At 68.0% G+C, this 18,690-nt stretch carries 20 protein-coding genes and 1 pseudogene; 13 read left to right on the top strand and 8 right to left on the bottom strand.

Annotated features, from left to right (window positions below):
* Positions 1-261 precede the first annotated feature (261 nt).
* The 3 genes from CDO52_RS15835 to CDO52_RS15825 form a co-directional block, all read right to left on the bottom strand.
* The gene (locus tag CDO52_RS15835) at positions 262-1,167 is read right to left on the bottom strand and encodes a DUF4158 domain-containing protein (protein WP_086003484.1); all 906 of its coding nucleotides are present in this window, start codon (positions 1,165-1,167) and stop codon (positions 262-264) included.
* Positions 1,168-1,916: 749 nt separating this feature from the next.
* Positions 1,917-3,059: an MFS transporter gene (locus tag CDO52_RS15830; protein ID WP_094932488.1), complete on the bottom strand. Its 1,143-nt coding sequence runs from the start codon at positions 3,057-3,059 to the stop codon at positions 1,917-1,919.
* A 72-nt stretch (positions 3,060-3,131) separates the two neighbouring features.
* Positions 3,132-3,620 carry a MarR family winged helix-turn-helix transcriptional regulator gene (locus CDO52_RS15825; protein WP_017621778.1) on the bottom strand — a complete coding sequence of 163 codons (489 nt, stop codon included), beginning with the start codon at positions 3,618-3,620 and terminating at the stop codon, positions 3,132-3,134.
* A 216-nt stretch (positions 3,621-3,836) separates the two neighbouring features.
* On the opposite strand from CDO52_RS15825, the gene CDO52_RS29515 reads away from it, so the two are divergent.
* Both CDO52_RS29515 and CDO52_RS15810 read left to right on the top strand, forming a co-directional pair.
* The gene (locus CDO52_RS29515) at positions 3,837-4,376 is read left to right on the top strand and encodes a DUF4158 domain-containing protein (protein ID WP_086003485.1); all 540 of its coding nucleotides are present in this window, start codon (positions 3,837-3,839) and stop codon (positions 4,374-4,376) included.
* Between the two features lie 209 nt (positions 4,377-4,585).
* A complete protein-coding gene (locus CDO52_RS15810) occupies positions 4,586-5,026 on the top strand; it encodes a hypothetical protein (protein ID WP_017621780.1) in 441 nt (146 codons plus the stop codon).
* Between the two features lie 160 nt (positions 5,027-5,186).
* Here CDO52_RS15810 and CDO52_RS15805 read toward each other — a convergent pair whose 3' ends face one another.
* Positions 5,187-5,612: an IS66 family transposase gene (locus CDO52_RS15805; RefSeq protein WP_017621781.1), complete on the bottom strand. Its 426-nt coding sequence runs from the start codon at positions 5,610-5,612 to the stop codon at positions 5,187-5,189.
* Between the two features lie 484 nt (positions 5,613-6,096).
* Between CDO52_RS15805 and CDO52_RS15800 the strand changes: the two genes are divergently transcribed.
* The 5 genes from CDO52_RS15800 to CDO52_RS15780 all read left to right on the top strand — a co-directional run bounded on the left by CDO52_RS15800 (position 6,097) and on the right by CDO52_RS15780 (position 10,159).
* A complete protein-coding gene (locus CDO52_RS15800; protein ID WP_017621782.1) occupies positions 6,097-7,491 on the top strand; it encodes an MFS transporter in 1,395 nt (464 codons plus the stop codon).
* A gap of 172 nt (positions 7,492-7,663) precedes the next feature.
* Positions 7,664-8,077, top strand: a complete 414-nt coding sequence (locus CDO52_RS29680; protein WP_449406719.1) for a zinc finger domain-containing protein — start codon at positions 7,664-7,666, stop codon at positions 8,075-8,077.
* A gap of 440 nt (positions 8,078-8,517) precedes the next feature.
* Entirely contained in the window at positions 8,518-8,862 is a 345-nt protein-coding gene (locus CDO52_RS15790; RefSeq protein ID WP_198345738.1) for a PadR family transcriptional regulator, read from the top strand.
* A 2-nt stretch (positions 8,863-8,864) separates the two neighbouring features.
* Complete coding sequence (locus CDO52_RS15785) at positions 8,865-9,236, top strand: DUF1048 domain-containing protein (RefSeq protein WP_017621784.1); 372 nt, start codon at positions 8,865-8,867, stop codon at positions 9,234-9,236.
* A gap of 86 nt (positions 9,237-9,322) precedes the next feature.
* Positions 9,323-10,159, top strand: coding sequence for an alpha/beta fold hydrolase (locus CDO52_RS15780; protein WP_017621785.1), 837 nt, complete (start codon positions 9,323-9,325; stop codon positions 10,157-10,159).
* Positions 10,160-10,426: 267 nt separating this feature from the next.
* Here the strand turns inward: CDO52_RS15780 and CDO52_RS15775 are convergent, their stop codons facing one another.
* Positions 10,427-11,416, bottom strand: coding sequence for an MBL fold metallo-hydrolase (locus CDO52_RS15775; protein ID WP_017621786.1), 990 nt, complete (start codon positions 11,414-11,416; stop codon positions 10,427-10,429).
* Between the two features lie 273 nt (positions 11,417-11,689).
* Here CDO52_RS15775 and CDO52_RS15770 point away from each other — a divergent pair, with 273 nt between their 5' ends.
* Positions 11,690-11,986 carry a Tn3 family transposase gene (locus tag CDO52_RS15770; RefSeq protein WP_269769198.1) on the top strand — a complete coding sequence of 99 codons (297 nt, stop codon included), beginning with the start codon at positions 11,690-11,692 and terminating at the stop codon, positions 11,984-11,986.
* Positions 11,987-12,098: 112 nt separating this feature from the next.
* Here CDO52_RS15770 and CDO52_RS15765 read toward each other — a convergent pair whose 3' ends face one another.
* Positions 12,099-12,755, bottom strand: a complete 657-nt coding sequence (locus CDO52_RS15765; protein ID WP_026126422.1) for a maleylpyruvate isomerase N-terminal domain-containing protein — start codon at positions 12,753-12,755, stop codon at positions 12,099-12,101.
* A 42-nt stretch (positions 12,756-12,797) separates the two neighbouring features.
* On the opposite strand from CDO52_RS15765, the gene CDO52_RS15760 reads away from it, so the two are divergent.
* The 3 genes from CDO52_RS15760 to CDO52_RS15755 all read left to right on the top strand — a co-directional run bounded on the left by CDO52_RS15760 (position 12,798) and on the right by CDO52_RS15755 (position 14,435).
* Positions 12,798-13,052 (top strand): hypothetical protein, encoded by a 255-nt coding sequence (locus tag CDO52_RS15760; protein WP_017621788.1) that lies wholly within the window; start codon positions 12,798-12,800, stop codon positions 13,050-13,052.
* Positions 13,053-13,224: 172 nt separating this feature from the next.
* Positions 13,225-13,542: an MFS transporter gene (locus CDO52_RS27530; protein WP_157745586.1), complete on the top strand. Its 318-nt coding sequence runs from the start codon at positions 13,225-13,227 to the stop codon at positions 13,540-13,542.
* A complete protein-coding gene (locus CDO52_RS15755; RefSeq protein WP_026126424.1) occupies positions 13,539-14,435 on the top strand; it encodes an MFS transporter in 897 nt (298 codons plus the stop codon). The genes CDO52_RS27530 and CDO52_RS15755 overlap by 4 nt, the downstream gene beginning before the upstream one ends.
* Here CDO52_RS15755 and mca read toward each other — a convergent pair.
* Together mca and CDO52_RS29505 are read right to left on the bottom strand one after the other, a co-directional pair.
* Entirely contained in the window at positions 14,425-15,339 is a 915-nt protein-coding gene (mca, locus tag CDO52_RS29510; protein WP_033302376.1) for a mycothiol conjugate amidase Mca, read from the bottom strand. The two genes, CDO52_RS15755 and mca, sit on opposite strands and share 11 nt — an antisense overlap.
* 90 nt (positions 15,340-15,429) lie before the next feature.
* A pseudogene (locus tag CDO52_RS29505) lies at positions 15,430-16,341 on the bottom strand (DHA2 family efflux MFS transporter permease subunit); the annotation flags it as partial.
* A gap of 180 nt (positions 16,342-16,521) precedes the next feature.
* Here CDO52_RS29505 and CDO52_RS15745 point away from each other — a divergent pair.
* Both CDO52_RS15745 and CDO52_RS15740 read left to right on the top strand, forming a co-directional pair.
* A complete protein-coding gene (locus CDO52_RS15745) occupies positions 16,522-17,172 on the top strand; it encodes a TetR/AcrR family transcriptional regulator (protein ID WP_017621790.1) in 651 nt (216 codons plus the stop codon).
* A 632-nt stretch (positions 17,173-17,804) separates the two neighbouring features.
* Positions 17,805-18,668, top strand: coding sequence for a hypothetical protein (locus CDO52_RS15740; RefSeq protein ID WP_017621791.1), 864 nt, complete (start codon positions 17,805-17,807; stop codon positions 18,666-18,668).
* The last annotated feature ends 22 nt before the right edge of the window (positions 18,669-18,690 follow it).

The following is an 18,690-nucleotide window of genomic DNA, read 5'->3' as shown; positions in this document are numbered from 1 at the left end:
ACTCGGGCAGGCGGCGCATCGCTTCCAGCGCACGCAGCGCCGCAGCCAGATCGGCGCGCGGGACCAGACGCTCAATGCGCTCCCACACCTGGGCGAGGTTGACCGCGGTGGCATCGACCTCGTCTCCGGGGCCCGGGGTGGCCTCGAACAGCGCACCTACGGCCGCCGCCAGCTTGGCCGACTCGGAGTTCAGACGCGGCAGCCGCTTCACCTTCTCCTAAACCGACTCGCGCTCGGCCTGGGCCAGCAACTTGGTGGTCATCAGCAGGTCCAGCAGCTCCAAGGCGTCGTCGACGGCGCGGGATTGGAGGTGCACGACCGTGGCCAGCAGCGTGGCCAACCAACGTGGGTCGTCGTGGCGCCGCAGGAGAGGGGCTTTGCCCGCCAGCCCATAGCGGGCCATTTCGGTGACGCGCCGCGCAGGGAAGCCCGACAGGTCGAGGCCGCCCAGTCCCAGGCCGAAGATTTCAGCGACTCGGTCCAGGGCGCGCACCATCTCCTGGCCCGAGCGGCGGGTGGGCCCGCGGCGCAGCCGCTCCAGGTTGGAGGTCCGTGCCCCGTCGGGAACGGCGAGCAGGGCCCCAGACCGGCCTGCTGGCCGGGGGTGAGCAGGGTGCACAGTTGCGTCCACAACCTCTCGGTCACCTCCTGGCGCACCCGCGCGACCAACCGGGCCAGGGTCGTCACCCCCGGAAGGAGCACCGCGTGGCGGAGTAACCAGGACACCGCGCCGTCGAAGAGTGCCTTGGGGCCGTCGGCGGCGGTCCATACCTGGGCTTCCATCCACGCCCGAAGCTCGGCTTGCTTGGTCGCGAAGTCCTCGGATCGGCATGCGTCGCGGATCTCTTCGGCGTGGTCAAGACGGGTCTGTTCACGGGCGGCGTAGTCGGCCAGGCAGCCAGGGTCAGCGATACCGAGCTGTTCGGCGAGGTAGACGACCGCGTTCTCGGGGACCTCACTGGGGTCGGTGAGGAAGGTGCCCAGAGAACGCGCCGTGCAGAGCTGCACGGCGAAGCCGAGGCGGTTGGCCTCGCGCCGCTTGGGCGCGATCAGCTCCCAGTCGGCGTCACCGAGATGGAAGAAGCGGTCCAGGTGCGCACGCGAGGGCGGTTCGGCGTAGCGGCCATAGCGGGCCGCTTGCTCGTCGGTGAGGAACTCAACTGGCATGCCCCCAGAAGCTACGAGCAGGCGCGAAACGCTTAGAGCGGGGTTCCGTTCCGATGTTCCTCAACCCCGGACCGCTACCGGGCACCGGCCACTGGGGTCCCGCAGGCCGGCAACGTGCCCCTTCACTGACACGAGTGAGAAATCGGCACCCGCTGACGCGCGGGGACGTAGCACGAGAAGCCCAGGGCCGGCCTGCTGGCCCGGATGTTCCGGGTCGGACCGGGGTCTCAGCACTCTTACGCCCTCAGGTGCCCCTCCAATCGTTTCGTTTGTATATTACGTTAATAAGTAACGTAATAAAGCTCTGAGCACACGGAATCAAGCCCGAAGGCACGGGATTCCTGGCTTCCGATAAGCGGGCCTTATCGGAAGCCAGGACTAAAAGCGGTGGGATGGCGCCGCAGGGGGGCGGAGAAGCGTTGCAACGTTATTCAGCGCGGTGCCGCGATGGGAGAAAACGAGATCGAGCCGCTGAGTCGAACGGAGATCATTTGGACCCCGGCGGGCGTGTCCTTACCTTCAGGTCACTCTGTTGTGCCGTTCATGGCGATTCTGTGGCCTCGATTTTTCCCGACCCCACCCAGAAAAACGGACAAATCACCCACCATGCCCACTGGAAAGTGGATGGCCGGGGGTGGGCCAGCTGGCCCACCCCCGGCCATCAAACGTGTGACCAGCGATGACATCCCGCGCGTGAGTGCGCGGCAGCCGACGCCGACGATCGGCGAGCGCCGCCCGGGAAGCGCGCGTTAGACCGCACGCAGCGCCGCGAGATGGTGGCGGCGCAGCAGCAGGATGACCACGGCCACCAGGCAGCAGGCAGCGCCCAGGGCGTAGGGGTACACCGGGCTGATGTCCTCACCGAGCTTGGTGGCGACGAACGGGGCGCAGGCCCCGCCCAGCCAGCGGACGAAGTTGTAGCCGGCGGAGGCCACAGGCCGTGGCGCGTCGGAGACCTCCATCGCGGCCTCGGTGAACACGGTGTTGTTCAGGCCGATGGGGATTCCCGTGGCGATCACCAGCACGATGAGGACCGGGTGAACGTCGGCGAGCAGGGCGACGGCGATGGCAGCCTGCAGGAGCAGGAGAAGTCCGAGTGCGGTGTGCAGCGTGGGCACGGCGCCGATGCGATGGTGCAGTCGCGGGGCGACGACCACCGAGGAGACGGCGACGAGGACACCCCAGGCGAAGAAGACCGCGCCGATGCCGTAGGGCGACATGCCCAGAACGAAGGGAGTGAAGGCGAGAATGGTGAAGAACGCGAAGTTGTAGAAGAGCGCGGTGACGGCGGTGGTGGACAGCCCGCCGTGGGCCAGGGCGCGCAGAGGGTCGCTCAGTCGGGTCTTGGTAGCGGGACGAGCGGGTGCGGTGAGCAGCGTGGCGATGAGGATGAAGCCGACCGCCATAAGGGTGGCGGTGCCGAAGAACGGGGCGCGCCAGTGCCAGTCGCCGAGGACGGCCCCCAGTAGTGGGCCGGAGGCGATGCCGACACCGAGAGCGGCCTCGTAGAGGACGATGGCGGCCTCCATGCCACCGGAGGCCGAACCCACGATCACGGCCAGGGCGGTGGCGATGAACAGCGCGTTGCCCAGCCCCCAGCCCGCTCGGAAGCCGATGAGCTCAGCGACGGAGCCGGAGCTACCGGAGAGGGCGGCGAAGACGACGACGATGGCCAAGCCGAGCAGCAGGGTGGCCTTGCCGCCGATACGGCTGGAGATGAAGCCGGTGATGAGCATCGCGAGGGCAGTGACCAGGAAGTAGCTGGTGAACAGCAGGGACACCTGGCTCGCGGAGGCGTGGAGCCCCTCGGCGATGGAGGGCAGGATCGGGTCGACCAGACCGATGCCCATGAAGGCGACGACAGCGGCGAAGGCGGTGGCGTAAACGGACATCGGCTGGTGCCAAGGGCTGCGGCGGCGGGATGGGGTGGATAAAGCAGTGGGTTCGGTGACGGTCATCGTGCGTCAGTTCTCCTGGTTTTCCTGATCTTCCTGAGGGGTTCGGGCAGCGGGGGGCAGGACATCCGGGGCCGGTGTGGCGGTGAGCTTGGCGAGATGGGGCAGAGCGGCGGCGATCGCGGAGCGCTCGTCCTCGGTGAGGTGACTGAGGCGGGCCGCGAGGTGGTCGATGCGGGCCTGCCGGGCGGTCGCGAGGAGGTGGCGGCCATGGTCGGTGAGCTCGACGACGACGGCGCGTCCGTCGGCGTCATCGGTGCCGCGGTCGACGGCGCCCGTGGCCTGCAGCCGCGTGATGTGGGTGGTCATGGTGGGGGTGCGCACACCGTGTTCACCGGCCAGAGCGGTGATGCGTCGCGGGCCGTGTTCCAGGGAGCTGAGGATGCTGACCTGGGGGGCCGACAGGAGGCTGGGGTCGGTGGCACGGCGGATGAGAGTGACCAGGTCGCGCAGGATCCGCGAGAGGTCGTGGGCGATGTCGTGAGGTTGAGAGCGCACGGCGGCGATACTATGCTTAGCTAGCCTAACTAAGCAAATTCCGCCATTCCCGTCCATGCTGGTGGCGCCGCGCTGCCCGAGGCCGGGTGTGAGTGGTTGAGGTACAGGAAATCCCGGTGAGAACGATCATGGTCGCCTAGCACACCAGCTGGAGGCTCCGCTGGGATTCGTGGAAAGCCCGCCGAGCAGGCGTCGGTGCTGGCTACGGTCCGGCTCGTGCCGGTGGAGTTTCTGACTGATGAGCACGCCGAGGCGTACGGGACGTTCACCGAGGTGCCCACGCGCCCGGAGCTGGAGCGGTTCTTCTTCCTCGACGATGACGACCGTGATCTGATCGCGTTGCGTCGTGCGGACGCGCACCGGCTGGGGATGGCGGTGCTGGCCGGGGGCTCGGCGGGGGTGGCTGTCCCTATCGCGGATCGAGCCGAGGGGCTGGACGCCCCTGAGCGGGGCGGTGCGGACCGGTGCGTGCGTTACCTGCGCGGCCACGAGGAGGTGTTGGTCTATGACCGGGCTGTGAAGGCGGGCTGGCCGATCGCGACCGGGGTGATCGAGGGGGCGTGTCGGCATCTGATCGGTGACCGGCTCGACATCACCGGGGCTCGGTGGGGCCTGGAGGGAGCCGAAGCCGTCCTCAAGCTCCGCGCGGTGCGCGCCAACGGCGATTTCGACGCGTACCGGCGATACCACCTCGCGCGAGAGCACGAACGCCTCTATGGGAACAGTGGCCCGGAGGAGTACGCCCTGTCGGCCTGATCACACCCTCCCTCGAAACGAACCACACCCAAGCTTGTTCTAGCTCGATCGGCGGCGCAGGTCGGACACGTTTACGCCCCTTAGGGCCGGGCGTCGATTCGCGTTCTCACAGTGGGTCGTCGGATTCCGGCGATAACCAGGCGATAACCGGCCCTGATGGGATAGATCCGTTCGAACGGATCACCCATTCCCAGGAGAGGCGACAACCCATGCGTATTCGCCGACTGTTCACCGGTGCCCTGATGGCTACCGCCCTGGCCGGAGGCCTGGCGGGCGCCTCGGCTGGCACCGCTTCTGCCGCAGAGCCCGTAGAAGTCCAGGCCAGCGCGCAATCAGCAAAGGCGGCCAACTGCGGCGGCCGCGTCGTGGGCTACCCGGGCAAGTGGAGCCCGGCCGTCAAGGGCCGGTGCAGCTTCGCGGGCTACCCCGGCGCTAAGAAGGGCTATTCGTGGAAGGTGCAGTCGGGCCAGAACACCACCGCGTGTGTCAAGGTCCTGGGATTCAACAGTAAGAACAAGCCGACGTGGTACAACGCGGGTTGCGGCGGGAGCGGCAAGGTCACGGTGAGCTGGGGCAACAACCTGGCCACGCCGAAGGTCAAGGCGATCAGCCAGACTCCGCACCTGGCGCTGGTGGCCTGGTCGGGCTGACCCTGTGAGCTGCGGGCGGTTGCCAGACCTGCTTACCTCGATCCCAACCACGGCGGATCGGCAACCGCCCGCGTCCAACAGTCCTGGTCGACTCCTGTTGAGGGGTCCTGCTGTTTCCGGACAGGGATTGAACCGCCGTAACTATTCACGTGGTGGCTGATTACCAGACATTCCCGGCGAACAATTCGGTGAGCTTGGCCAGCACCGTGTGCCCCTGCTTCCTCACCGTGTAGATGAACGAGCGGATCCGGCAGGAGTAGCGGGCACCGGTTAGGGTGCGCCAAGCGCCCGAGACCTTCACCTGTGGCTTGACCATGCGCAGGTCCCGCTCGGCACCGTTGGAGGTGAAGGGCACGGCGAAGTCGGCCGCGAAGCGCAGGTAGTCCTCGCGGCGGCCATCGAGCCGCCGGATCAGCGCATGCGGCTGCCCGGCCTTGGCGAAGGCGATGATGCGGGCGTATCTGCGGTGGACTTCGGCCAGCTCCGCGCCGGTCAAGGCGGTGCGGCCCTGGGCCCGGTCGCGTGCCGCGATCAGCACGTCCTTCATGTGTGCGGACCAGTCCGCGTGGGCGGGGTCGAACTCCATCGGGTGTGGTTCGTTGCTCCTGGTTGAAACGGTAAGAGACGCGACGTCTTCGCAGCAGGCCAACTCTTGATTTCCCAGGTCAGCCAGTCCCTGCAGAAGAGCTACACCCAAGCCCGTTCGCCTCAGTGGCAGGCGGACGATTATGCTGGATAAGTTCTTCTATCGCCCAGTCTGGGCGTGTGCGTGCCCTTAAAGGTGATGACCTATATCCCAGGCCCAGTAGCCGTTCTTCCCGGGCTCTCTGCCCGCGGACCCCGCCTGCGTTGACAGGCGGTTGGTGCTGTCCGCTGTGAAGACGGTGTTCCCGATGGCCTGGGCTCCGTGACATTCTCCTGTGCGCAGTAGGCGTACACGGGTCTTGGCCTGCCCGTGTCCCTGCTGTTCAGAACAGGAACCCCTCTCCGTGTCTCGTGACACCTGTCCCCTCCCGCCCCGCTCGGGTGGTATCTCCGCCGGACCGTCTTCGCGCCCTGGCAGCCGGATCATGCTGGCCGTGGTGCTACTCGGCGAACTGATGGCCGTCTTGGACGCATCGGTGGTCGACACCGCCCTGCCCTCCATCCAGGCGGACACCGGTGCTTCAGCCGCCGGTCTGCAGTGGATCCAGGCCGCCTACGGGCTCGCGCTCGCTCTAGGGCTGATCACCGGTGGCCGCCTCGGTGACCTCTACGGCCGCAAACGGATCTTCCTGCTGGGCGCCGTCGTCTTCACCGCCGCCTCACTGCTGTGCAGCCTCGCCGCCGGCCCCACCGCGCTGATCGCCGCCCGCGTGGTGCAGGGCGCCGGGGCAGCGGTGATGATCCCGCAGATCCTGGCCACCCTGCACGTCACCTTCGCCGGCAGCGCCCGCGCCAAGGCGTTCGGCCTGTACGGGACCGTCATGTCGGTCGGCAGCGTCGCCGGGCCCGTCCTGGGCGGCGTCCTCACCCAGGCCGACCTGTTCGGCCTCGGCTGGCGTTCCATCTTCCTGATCAATGTCCCCCTCGGCATCGCCACGGTCCTGCTCGGCCACAGGTACCTGACCGAGTCCCGTAACAGGCAGGCCCTGCGCCTCGACCCACTGGGCATGGTCCTCTCCGCGCTCGGGCTGCTGCTGATCGCCTACCCCCTCAGCGCGGGCGGCGCCCACCACTGGCCGTGGTGGACGTTCACGGCCATGGCCGCAGGTCTGGCCGTGCTGGTGGGCCTGGTCTTCCAGCAGCGGAGCAAGACCCGCAAGGACGGCTCCCCGCTGGTGGCGCTGTCCCTGTTCTCCGGACGGCCGTTCTCCGGAGGGATGACCGCCCAGCTGGTCCTCGGTCTGCTGTCCGGCCTGTTCTTTCTGTGCTGGACGCTCTTCATGCAGCAGGGCCTGGGCCTGAGCCCGTCGCGGGCGGCGATCGGCTTCCTCTTCCTCACACTCGCCGAGATCGGCGGGGCCTGGCTGGCTATGTCGGCCGTCGCCCGGCACCAACGCCGCGCACCTCAGGCCGGCGCGCTGCTCGCTGCCTTGGCCTTGGCCGTGTTCCACCTGCTGGCCACGACATACGGCACCAACCTGTCGATGGCAGCCATGGCCCTGCCGGCCCTGGCACTGGGTCTTGGACTGGGCATGATCGGCGCTCCGCTCACCGACCTCACCCTGGGACGCGTCGACGACGCGCACGCCGGATCGGCCTCCGGGCTGTTCAACACCGCCACCCACCTCGGCATCAGCCTGGGTGTCGTGCTCACTGGGGTGGTCTTCTTCTCCCATGACCACACCGCGGCCGCCCGCGGCACCGCCGTCGTCGATGCCTTCACCGCAACGCTGCCGTACGTGATCGGCGGCCTGCTGGCCATGTGGGCCCTGATGTTCTCCCTGCCCCGCCCGGCCACCCCACGCACCCACCGGTCCTGAACGCCCGGCTCGGGGTGGGGACAAGGATGTGTCCCCACCCCGAGCTCTCACAAATGACCAGTTGCGAGAGTTCTGCGAACACCCCGGATCGATCACGAATCCGCAGATCGCCGTTGGCAGAACCCTCTCAACACCGATGTGTTGTGCGAGACAGTACTGACAGACCGTCGGGGTGGATCTGACGCCCGATCAAGCTGCAAAAGCAGTAGAACGAAACGGCTGTCCGAAATGTGAAGCCCCGGCGGGGAGTGCCTGCCGTATCCGAAGCGGAGAGTGCGCGACGAAGTACCACACCGCCCGCTTCATTCTCACCGTCCACGAACTCAAGCGCCTTGCCCGCAACGCCGCCGAGCTGATGACCCTCTCCCGGCAAGCTCCAGGACGCCGGCGCTCAGCTCGAACTCCTCACCGGCCCGCTCACCGGTACCTACGATCCCAACGGCGTGGGAGCGATGATTTTCGCCGTGCTCGCCGTCGCTGCCCAGCTCGACCGCAACTACATCCGCGAGAAGACCCTCGAAGGCCAGCAGTCCGCTCCAGCAGCCACACCGGGCCAGGCCGGATCACACAGCAGCTGCGCAGGTGATCGCCCCCGACGCGGAACAGGGCGCTGGGCGAGTCGTGCTCCATCGCGCGGGCGAGCAGGTAGGCCTTCCAGTTCCTTTGCCTGCTGCTCCTTCATCGGCCACCACTTCAGGTGGCGGGCTACCTCGCGCAGGTGGTCGCTGCGGGTCTGCTCGCGCGTGCCATAAAGAGCGCAGTTCCCCATCGGGATGCGCAGCTTGTCGGGGAGGCGGGCGGGCGCGGCCTGTCTCGGGGTAGATGTCCTCGGGGTCGGTGGTGGCCTGCCGGTGTGGGCCGGGCCGGTGCTCCGAGAGGAACAGGGGGCCGCGCTCGCGGCCGGCGATCAGCCTGGGCAGTAGGTGGGCGGTGTCGGTGCCCCAGATGATTCACATGCTTGTGGTCCCGGCTTGTATCTGAGCTATTCATTGTTACTATGTACCAGTAGTCAGCGTCACTTAGTAGATGAAGAGGTATTCCGTGGGCAAGCAGGCGACGGAGATGCTCAAGGGCGTCCTGGAGGGCATCGTCCTCGCGATCCTGTCCGGCCGGCCCGCGTACGGCTACGAGATCACGGCGTGGCTGCGAAATCAGGGCTTCTCCGACATCGCCGAGGGCACCGTCTACGCGCTGCTGGTCAGGATCGAACAGCGCGGCCTCGTCGACGTGGAGAAGGTCCCGTCCGGGAAGGGGCCGCCGCGCAAGGTGTATTCCCTCAACACTCAGGGACGGGAATATCTCGAAGAGTTCTGGAGGAACTGGAGCTTCCTCGTAGAACGGCTCGAACAGCTCCACGAAGGAGGCAAGTAACCATGTCCGATGCCGAAAAAGGCGGCTTCATCGCAAAGGTGATCGGCCCCAAGCGGCGATGGCGGGAGTACAAGGCGCGCGTGAGACAACTTCCGCCGAACTATCGCACGGCGGTGGATGCGATCGAGCGGTACCTGATGCAATTCGTGCCGAACGACGGCGACAGCAATGCGTCGATGTTCGAAGACCTCGCTGACCTGTTCGAACAGGCCGCGGCGGACGGAACCCCGATCCGCGAGATCGTCGGGGAGGACCCGGTCGAGTTCGTCGAGGCGTTCGTCCAGAACTACTCGGAGGGTGGCTACGTCCCCACCCGTGAGCGGAAGCGGCTGACCGACGCCATCGCGCGCGCCGAGGAAGAGAGGCTCCGATGACCGCGCGTACGACCTCCGGAACCGGCGATCCGCGTGCCGGGCCTGGAGAAGTCGTACAAGACGCCTCACGCGACCAGGTGGGACACATGACGAAGGACAGCACTTCCCCGACCGATTCGACGTGGACCGGCATGGTGTCGGTTGACGATACGGCCCTGGCCGTCACCGACACCGGCGGTCCTGGTATCCCGGTGGTCTACCTCAACGGGCAGTTCGCCACTCAGGGATACTGGCGGCGGGTCATCGCCGACCTGGGGGCGGGGTGGCGGCACATCACCTATGACGAGCGGGATCGCGGCAGGAAATCGAAGACGTCGGCGGACTATTCCTTCGAGGCCGCCGTCCGGGACGTCGATGCCGTTCTCGCGGCCAGGGGTGTGGAGCGGGCGCTGGTGGTGGGCTGGTCCTACGGAGCGTTCGTCGGGGCGCACTGGGCCAGCCGCAATCCCGACCGTGCCGTGGGAGCGGTCCTGGTCGACGGCGCGCAACCGTCGGACTGGCTCACTGAGGAAATGCAGCAGCGGATGCTGAGGATGTTCAGGCGGATGAGCTGGTTGATGTGGCTGCTGCGCCCGACGGGCCTGACCCCGCGGATGACCGCCGAACAGATGGCGAACAGCAATATCGAGCTCGGGAAGCTCGCCCGCAAGCGCGAGCTGGGCCCCGTGCTGGACAACATCACTGTCCCGGTGCGGTATGTGCTCGCTTCGGGGGTGTCCTTCGGGAGCAAGGGCGATGAGCAGGAACGCATTCGCGCAGACCTCGATCCGGTGTTCGAGCGAAGCTCGAACATCCGGCTCAGCGCGAAGGTCCCCAGCAACCACGGTGCGATCCTGCGCAAGGACTACCGTGCCGTCGCCGAGGCCGTACGCGAGGTCGCCGGCCTCGGCCGCGGGGCGCTGAGGACAGGACCAGCGGACTGACAATCAGCCAGGCAGCCGCCGCCCGGCCCGCCGAGTTGTGACGTCGCACCTGCCCCGAAGCGCGGCGCGCACCATGCGCGCCGCCTCGCTCCCGGCCGGCGGGCCGTCATGACACGACGGGCAGGCCGAGCCGGGCGTCGAACGGATCGGGAGCTAGGGCGACCTCGTCGGCGGCGTAGACCCCGAAGCGCAGGATGCGAGCGGTCAGGTACGGCGAGATCTAGGCTTCGTCGCCGCGGTCACCCGTCGGTGCGGTGGCGCGCTCTGTCAGGCCCGGGCTGCGGCTGCCTCGGCGTCGGCGATCCTCCCGCGCAGCATGAGGTCCATCGCTGCCATGAACCGGTCCGCCCGCCGCTCACCGAGCACGAAGGGGTTCGCTTCATCGGACTGGCTGCGAAGCTGCTCCGCGCGTTCGAGTCCGTAGTCGTTGGGGTGGTTGGACAGTTCCACCGCCACCTTCGCCTCCCGCATCCGTTCCCGGAAGGAGCGGATGGACGCCAGGAAGGTCCGCAGCTCTGTCAGCGTTCCGGGCGGATTGGTGCCGCCCCACAGCATGGCCATGTGGCGCTCGGAGCCCGCCTGCACCGGAAAGATGGGGGAGACGGTGCCGGGCGTGTGACCAGGGGTGTAGTGCAGCTGGAACGTCGTGTCGCCGAGCGTGAGCTGTTGCCCGTCCGCGATGTCCAGGTCCCGGGTGGGGGCATTGTCTGGCTGTGTGCGGGCGACGAGGTCCCAGTCGGCCGGCGACATCATCACGCTTGTCCCATAGCGGTCGGCGAGGTACTGCGCGCCCCCGAAGTGGTCATAGTGGCCGTGGGTGACGACGACGTATTTGATGGCCTCCGGATCGGCTCCGAGCTCGCGCAACCCGGGGATGAGAGTGTTCTTGGCGTCCTCGGGCGACCTGAGCGCGTCGATCAGGACGATCCCGTCGTCGGTCAGGACCGCCATGGCGTGCACGAATCCCACGCTCAGCATGGCGAGGTTGTCGAACAGCTTCACCGGCGCTGGCGCGGGCGGGCGCGGAAAGTCGATGTCAGGCGTGAGCGCCGTGACGATGGCCCGCAGGACCGGGTCCTTTCCGGCCAGCCTGCGGGCACGGTCGTAGTAGACCTGCCCGTCGCTTCCGGAGGCCACCGCGGGCGAAGCGAGACCGGCCACACCGGCACCGGCCACGAGCCCGAGGGCAGCGAGGTTGCCGAAGCGCCGTCTCGAGAGGTGGCCGGCTACGCCGTCGTGGTGGGGTGAAGACGTCACGGAGATACTCCTGCTGGCTCTTATGGCACACGAACGGAGGGGCGACACCATGACGCGAGCCTTTAGGGCTGGAACGGTGTCGCTACCCGCAGGATTGTGATGCCCCGTGCCCGCGCCCGGTTCGTCGTTAATGCGACATTTCTTCACACGGTTCACAGAGGCGATCGTGTTCCGCTGATGGGTGGGTGTGGCCTTGCCCCGATGCGCGTCGGCCAGCGGCCTGAACCAGGACGCCCGTCAGCTCCGTAGCACGGGGCCGAGCGCGCCGACGGCCTGGCGCGCATGCTCTCCCGAGAGGGACACCCCACCGGACTGGGCGACGCCTGCGCCCACTACGGCCGCATCTTCAAGACATTGCACCTGCTCCAGTTCCTGCACGGCGAGCCCTACCGCCGCATGATCACCGCCCAGGTCAACGTCTCGGAGTCCCGCCACCGAGTGGCCCGCAAGATCTGCTTCAACAACCGCGGGGGAACTCAAGCTGCGCTACCGCCAGAGCCTGGAGGACCAGCTCGGCGCCCTCCTGCTGGCGCTCAGCACGGTGGTGTGGTGGACCAGCCTCTGCTTTGACGCCGCCGTCCGGCGGTTGCGGGCCGACGGATTCCCCGCCACCGAGGACATGGCGCCCGCCTGTTCCCGCGCCGTTGTCTCTCCTGCGCCGAAGTCCCGTTCAGCCAGGCGATCATCCGAGGACGAGCGGGAGTTTCGCGGCCAGCTCGCCCAGTTCGGCCTTCTCCTCGTGGGTCGGGGCACGCCGTCCGGTTCCGACCAGCAGCGCGTCCTTGTCGGAGAACGACGCGGGGAACGCGGTCCCGGCGATCTTCTCCAGCATCTCGCGGGACCGGGCGATCCCCTCTGCGGGCGGGTCCGACGCGTCCGGGAGGTGCGCGACCAGGTCGAGATGGTGCAGCGTCCACTCCAAGACGTACGCGGAGAGGTAGTCGCCCGCGGTGAGGACCTCGTCGCGGGTTCCGACCCGGAGGCCCGGGTCGGCGACTTCGGCGGCGCGGTCGGCGGCGGAACCGACGTCGTCGAAGTGGAACTTGAGTAGCCGAGGCTCTTCGTACGCGGCTGCCAACCGGACGATCAGCGCGTCGAGCGGGTCCTCGCCAGTCGGCGGCGTTTCGGCGACGTCCCAGTAGGTCACCGCGTCGCGGGTCGGTTCCGCATCGGCGGGGGTCACCAGGGTGATCAGGACGTCCTGAGCGTCGATGACCAGATGGCAGACCAGGTCCCGCACGAGCCAGCCGGTACAGCCGGACGGCTGTACGAAGTCCTCGTCCGGGAGTTCGGCAACCGCCGTGCGCAACGCCGTCCAAGTTTGTGAGAAGAGGTCCACATCGGCAAGGTAGTGCCGTGCCGCAATGGTGGACAAGCGGATTTGGACGGTCGGCTCGACCAGCTTCTGGACAGCGGCACCGGACGCTCCACGCAGCCGCACAGCCTCCCCGGTCTGATCCGCGACATCGGCATCCCCGGAACAGCGGTTCGCACCGCGGCTCTGAGCCAGCTCGTGCTCCAGGCCCGCATCCCGGTCATCGCCCGGGCCGTCGGGTTCCACGACACGACCGCGACCCGGGTCGTTGCCAGGCTGGCAGGACCTGAACCGCCTCGCCCCGACGACCGCGAACAGTGATCCACTCGCCGGGGCCACGGAGGATACAGATCACTCGATCAACCGCTCCTGCCAGTCTCGCCCCCTTTTGTGTCGGATGCGCGCACTAGCGTGCTCCGACGGTGCGCCCCAGGCCTCCCGGAGGGAGAGGGGCGCACCGCCCACCGGAGCAGCCGCAGTCAAAGGGGCATGGATGGGGTCGAGCGGAGCGCCTCCGCCGCGTCTTTACTGGTTCTGGCTCACCGGCGTCGGGTGCACGTCGCTGGGAATTCAGATGCTGGTCTTCGGGCTCGTGTGGCACGCAGCCCTGGTGAGCCCCACCCTCACGGCCACGGTGCTGTCGGCACAAGTGATCCCCCGCGTGCTGTTGACCCTGCACGGAGGCGCGCTGAGCGACCGTATCGGGGCCTTTCCCGTCATGATCGGCGCCAACATGATCCTGTGCGCCGTGGCGGCCACGGGTGCCTTCGCCATGATGGTGACGTTCCAGGGGCGAACACCCTGGTCGTGATCGCGGTGGCCCTGGGCACGGTCGATGCCTTCAACATTCCGGCCTCAGCCTCGGTGCCCAAACTGCTGGTCGATGCGCACGTCCTCGGCCGTGCCATGGCGGCTCGACAGATACTCACGCAGGGCGCCATGCTCTGCGGGCCGCCCCTGGGAGGCGCCGCGATCGCCATCGTGGGGCTGTCGGCCACGTTCTGGGCTGGGGCGGTCAGCTATCTGGGCATGCTGGTGGTGCTCTGGAGGGTGCGCTCGAAGGCGACGCTTACGGTGACTGCCGCGCAGAGCGCCACGCTGAGCAGGCAGGTCGGCCAGGGCCTGCTGATGGTGTTCACCACGCCCCTGCTGCGTGCGATCGTGCTTTTGACCGGGGCGTTCGCCATGTTCATCGTCCCCTTCTCCCCACCCCTGGTGCCTCTCGTTTCCACCGAGCGAGGCTGGGACGCGATGACCACGGGGGTGGCGGCGGGCGCCTACGGCGTCGGTATGGCCTGTGTGACCGTGTGCGTGCTATGGCGGGGGACCGCCGAGCGGGCGGGGCTCAGCGCCTCGGTCGGGATGCTCACCGCAGGGATGGCGATCGCTGCCACAGCGGCCGCCCCGGAGCCGTTGGTGTTCTGGTTCTCGGCCCTGGTCGCCGGCCTCGGAACCGGCGTCTTCTCCACCCATGTGGGTCCCCTCTTCGTCGCCGCGTCCCCTCGTGAGGCGATCGGTCGCGTCCAGGCAGTAGTGGCCTTCGCCCAGTGGTTACCGCTGCTCCTGGCCAATCCGCTGATCGGTTTTCTCGCCCAGCGCCACACGGCAGCTGTTGCTCTGGTCCTCTGGGGCTCCGGAGCGGCTGTGGCGGGGGTGGTGGCGCTGTACACGCCACGTTTCAGGGGCGCGGTCATCACCGAGTAGGCCTGCCCATCCGGCACGCCTTTTCGTGATCTGTGCGAATGCCGGCCAGGAGGTCGTTCTCGGGAATCGCCGTCTCAACCAGGGAGCGCGCCAGGTGGTAGTCCTCGGTCGGCCAGACCCGCCGCTCGATCTCGCGGGGGTGGGCCATGAAGCCCTCGCCAGGGGCGACCTGGGTGGCGTGAGCGCGCAGCGCGCGGTCCCGGGCATCGAAATAGGCGGCGCAGGCGACGTGTGTGGTGGGGGCGGGGACGCTCGCAGCGTCGGGCCAGTCGGCGAGGATCGGCCCCATATGCGAGTCGAGGCCCTCGGCGGTCATCGCGTCATGCAGGGTTTGGAACCACTGCCGGGAGAACGCGCGGTGGTAGTAGAGCTTGAGGGGCTGCCAGGTCCCGCCCGCTCCCGGGTATCGACCGGGGTCACCGGCCGCGTCGAACGCCTCGACACTGATCCGGTGGGTCATGATGTGGTCCGGGTGGGGGTAGCCCCCGGTCTCGTCATAGGTGATGACAACGTGTGGCCGGAACCGGCGGATGAGGGCGACCAGGGGACGTGCGGCGTCCTCCACGGGCTGGAGGGCGAAGCAGCCTTCAGGCAGGGGCTCACCATCGGCGAGCAGACCGGAGTCCACAAAGCCGAGGAACCGCTGGTCGACGCCGAGGATCTGCCGGGCGGCGGCCATCTCCGCGCGGCGGATCTGGGTCAGGTTCTTCCAGACCTCCGGCCGATCCATGCGGGGATTGAGGACCGACCCCTGCTCTCCGCCGGTACAGGTGGCGACCAGGACATCGACACCCTCGGCGGCGTAGCGGGCCAGGGTCGCCGCGCCCTTGCTCGACTCGTCGTCGGGGTGAGCGTGCACGGCCAGGAGCCGGACCGGTTCGGCATCGGTGACGCGCAGGTTCATAGTGTTCCTCCAAGTGGTGGATGGGGTCATCGGGTCGTCGTGGTGGGGTAGAGCAGGGCGGAGCCGATGGGGATGGCGGACAGCACCAGCGCCCACCAGAAGGCCTGCCTCTATGGCTCCGGCGCCCTCGACCTGCTGGTAGTAGCGCGGCACAAGGAACATCGAGCTGTAGAGCGCGGCCCCCTGCAGGAACGAGTTGGCGGTTGCGACGCAGAACCCCCGGTGGGCGAAGAGGCGCAGATCGATCAGCGGAGTGGCTCGGGCGTGCAGTGCGTGCGCCCCATAGCCGACCAGCAGTGCCGTGGCGGCGGCCAGCGCCCAGACGGTGGGCACAGCGCCGTAACCGCTGCTGTCACCTGCGGCCGACAGGCCGTAGACGAGCGTGCCCAGACCGGGCGCCAGCAGCGCGAGTCCGAGCACATCGAGAGGGTTGCGGTGATCGGCGGGCTCACGCGGTGCGTCGGTGCGATCGCCAGGAAGGCTGCGGGCGGCCAGCGCCAGCGTGGCGATCCCGACCGGGACGTTGAGCAGGAACATCCATCGCCAGCCCAGACCGTGCAGGATGACACCGCCAAGGACCGGCCCCAGCGCCGGAGCGAAGGTGATGGGGAGTACCAATGTGCCCATCACCCGGCCGACGCGGGACGGTCCGGCGGCCCGGACCAGGATCGACTGGCCGACCGGTTGGACCATGCCGCCGCCCAGGCCCTGCAGCAGGCGGAAGAGGATCAGGCTGCCGGTCGACCACGCCACGCCGCACAGCGCGGATCCGGCGGCGAACAGCGCAACCGACGCCATCCAGACGGTCTTCGCACCGAACCGTGCGACCGCCCAGCCCGACACAGGCATGGTCATCGAGATGGCCAGTAGGTAGCCGCTCGCCACCCATTGCATGGAGGTCATCGCGCCGTTCAGGTCCCGCGCAATGGCGTCGATTCCAACGCTGACGATCGTTGTGTCCAGCAACGCCATGATCGGGCCGAGGGCCACAACGGCCCCCATGCGCAGCAGTCCGCGCTCGATCGGTTCGCGGTTCGGTGCCACGTCGGGACCGTGACGGCGTTGGGTCATGGGGCGGCTCCTCTCAACGCGCTCGCCGGCCGCATAAACTTAGGTCCAACCAATCAAATAGGTCAAACCTAATTAATGGCACGAGCATAGAGAGGTGGATAGGATGCGGGCATGACACGAGGCACCCCCGGCCTGCGCGAGCTCAACAAGCAGCGGACGCGTGAGGCGATCTCACATGCGGCCACGCGCCTGTTCATCGAGCGCGGCTTCGACAGCGTGACCATTGCCGACGTGGCGGCAGAGGTGGGGGTGGCCAAGATGACTGTGACCAACCACTTCCCGCTTAAGGAGGACCTCGTCCTCGACATCCACGAGGACCTCATCACCGGTCCCGCGCGCACGGTGACCCAGCGCGCGCCTGGTGAATCGGCTCTGGACGCGCTAAGCCGCGCCTGCCTCGCCGCCCTCGAAAGGTGCGACCCTGCTCTCGGCTTCTCCAGCCCCGCGTTCGCCGGCATGATCACGGCAAGCCCGGACCTGTCGGCCCGGCTGCGTGAGATCCACGAACAGCGCGAGGAGGGGCTCGCCGCCGCCCTGGCTCAGGAGACCGGTGCCGCTGGCGACGACCTGACCCCCCGCCTCGCGGCCGTGCACCTCGACGGTGTCCACCGGGTCGTGTTCAAGGGTGTCGTCCGCCGCACACTGGCCGGTGAGACCAACGACTCCATCGCTGAACGCCTCGCCGAGCCCACCCGTGCGAGCTTCGACCAGCTCCGGCCCTGCCTCGGCCGCTACGCGGTCCGGGGATCTACTCAGGTGTGACGCACGCCGTGGGGGAGCCGAGATCTGACCGACTCGTCCCAGGTTCTGCGGCGCATAGACGCCAAGAGCGACCCCCTTTTGGGGCAGCAGCTGGTAGAGGCTGCGGATCGAGGGGTGGGCATATTCCGCTCTTCCAGCCGCGTCGGTCACTGTGCGTGACTTCTGAGGGTGGAGAGGCAATGGGTACGGCGGTCCACTCGTGGTGGAGTCTGTGCGGTCGGCCGATGGCCGATGGCGGCCAGGAGGACGCGGGCGTTGCTCGGTCTCCGTCATTCGCGTCGCGGCCTTAGTGGCGCTCGGGAGGGCAGCCAGTCGAACCGGCCATCGTCGTGACCTGCTCCGAGGTGGCTCGCCCTGGTCCTAGAAGCCACCTGGCACGTACGCCGCCATCGCACCGCGCTCTCTGACCAGACGACCCGGTGATATCTGGATCACCGTCCCCATCAGCGACATTCGGTGAAGCCCGAAAAGCATTGCTCGTTCACCCCTCCCCGCTGACTCTGGGGACCATGCGCGAACGACACGTACGACCGGGCGGGGGTCAGAACCACGCTGCGAGGAGGCAGAGACGTCGCCTGCTCACAGCGGCCATCGCGCTGGTCGCAGTGGTTTTCCTAGTAGCCCTAGCCGGAATGTTCGCGGCCTCCCTGCGAGCGGCCAGCGACACGGCGAGCGGCGACGCGCTGCCCCGCAACCCCACTCCGCAAGAGGAGGAGGCTCTGGCCAAGGCGGAGCAGCTGCTGCTCAAAGAGTGCATGGAGGACAAGGGCTTCGAGTACTGGATCGCGATCGAGGAGCCGCAACCGGAAACCAAGGATCACCGTTACGTGATCGACGACCCTGACTGGGCCGAAAAGCACGGCTACGGTTCCGAGCTCCAACGCGAGCGCGCTGAGCTGAGAGAAAAGGATCCCAATCGGGTCTATTTCGAGAGTCTGCCAGAGGAGCGGAGAGCGGACGCGCTAAGGGCGGCCAACGGTCCGCAGCCGGTCGGCCTGAGGGCCACCACACCTGATGGTATGAGCCTCGACCGCAGCGACCAGGGCTGCACATCACAGGCCCAGCGCGAGCTCTACGGCGATCTCCCCGCCTGGTTCCAAGCGCGGGTGACAGTCGACTCCCTTCCGGAGATCCGCTACCAGCGCGTCATCGGCGATCCGCGCTACAAAGAGGCCGCGAAGCCGTGGGCGGCGTGCATGAGCGCCGCAGGGCACGAGTACGCCACACCGCTGGAGCTGCGCGATGCTCTGCCCCCACCGGAGGCCCCGATGCCAAAAGAGGACGAGGTCGACCTCGCGACGGCGGAGGCTCGCTGCGCGGTCGAATCGGGCTTTGCCGACGTGGTCGCGGATCTCGACAGCCACTACGCGGGCGAACTCCGGCGGGAGTACGCCTCCGCCCTGGCCGAGAAGCGTCGTTTGCAGCTGGACGCCCTGCCCCGTGCCTATTCCGTCATCGGGGAGAACGCCGAGGAGGCGCCGGGCGGTGGCGAGTGACCAGGGGCGCACCCGCGTCCCT

The organism is Nocardiopsis gilva YIM 90087, from assembly GCF_002263495.1.
GTDB classification, from domain to species: domain Bacteria; phylum Actinomycetota; class Actinomycetes; order Streptosporangiales; family Streptosporangiaceae; genus Nocardiopsis_C; species Nocardiopsis_C gilva.
The sequence above is the reverse complement of the archived record's forward strand: the minus strand, read 5'-3'. Positions and strand labels throughout refer to the sequence as shown.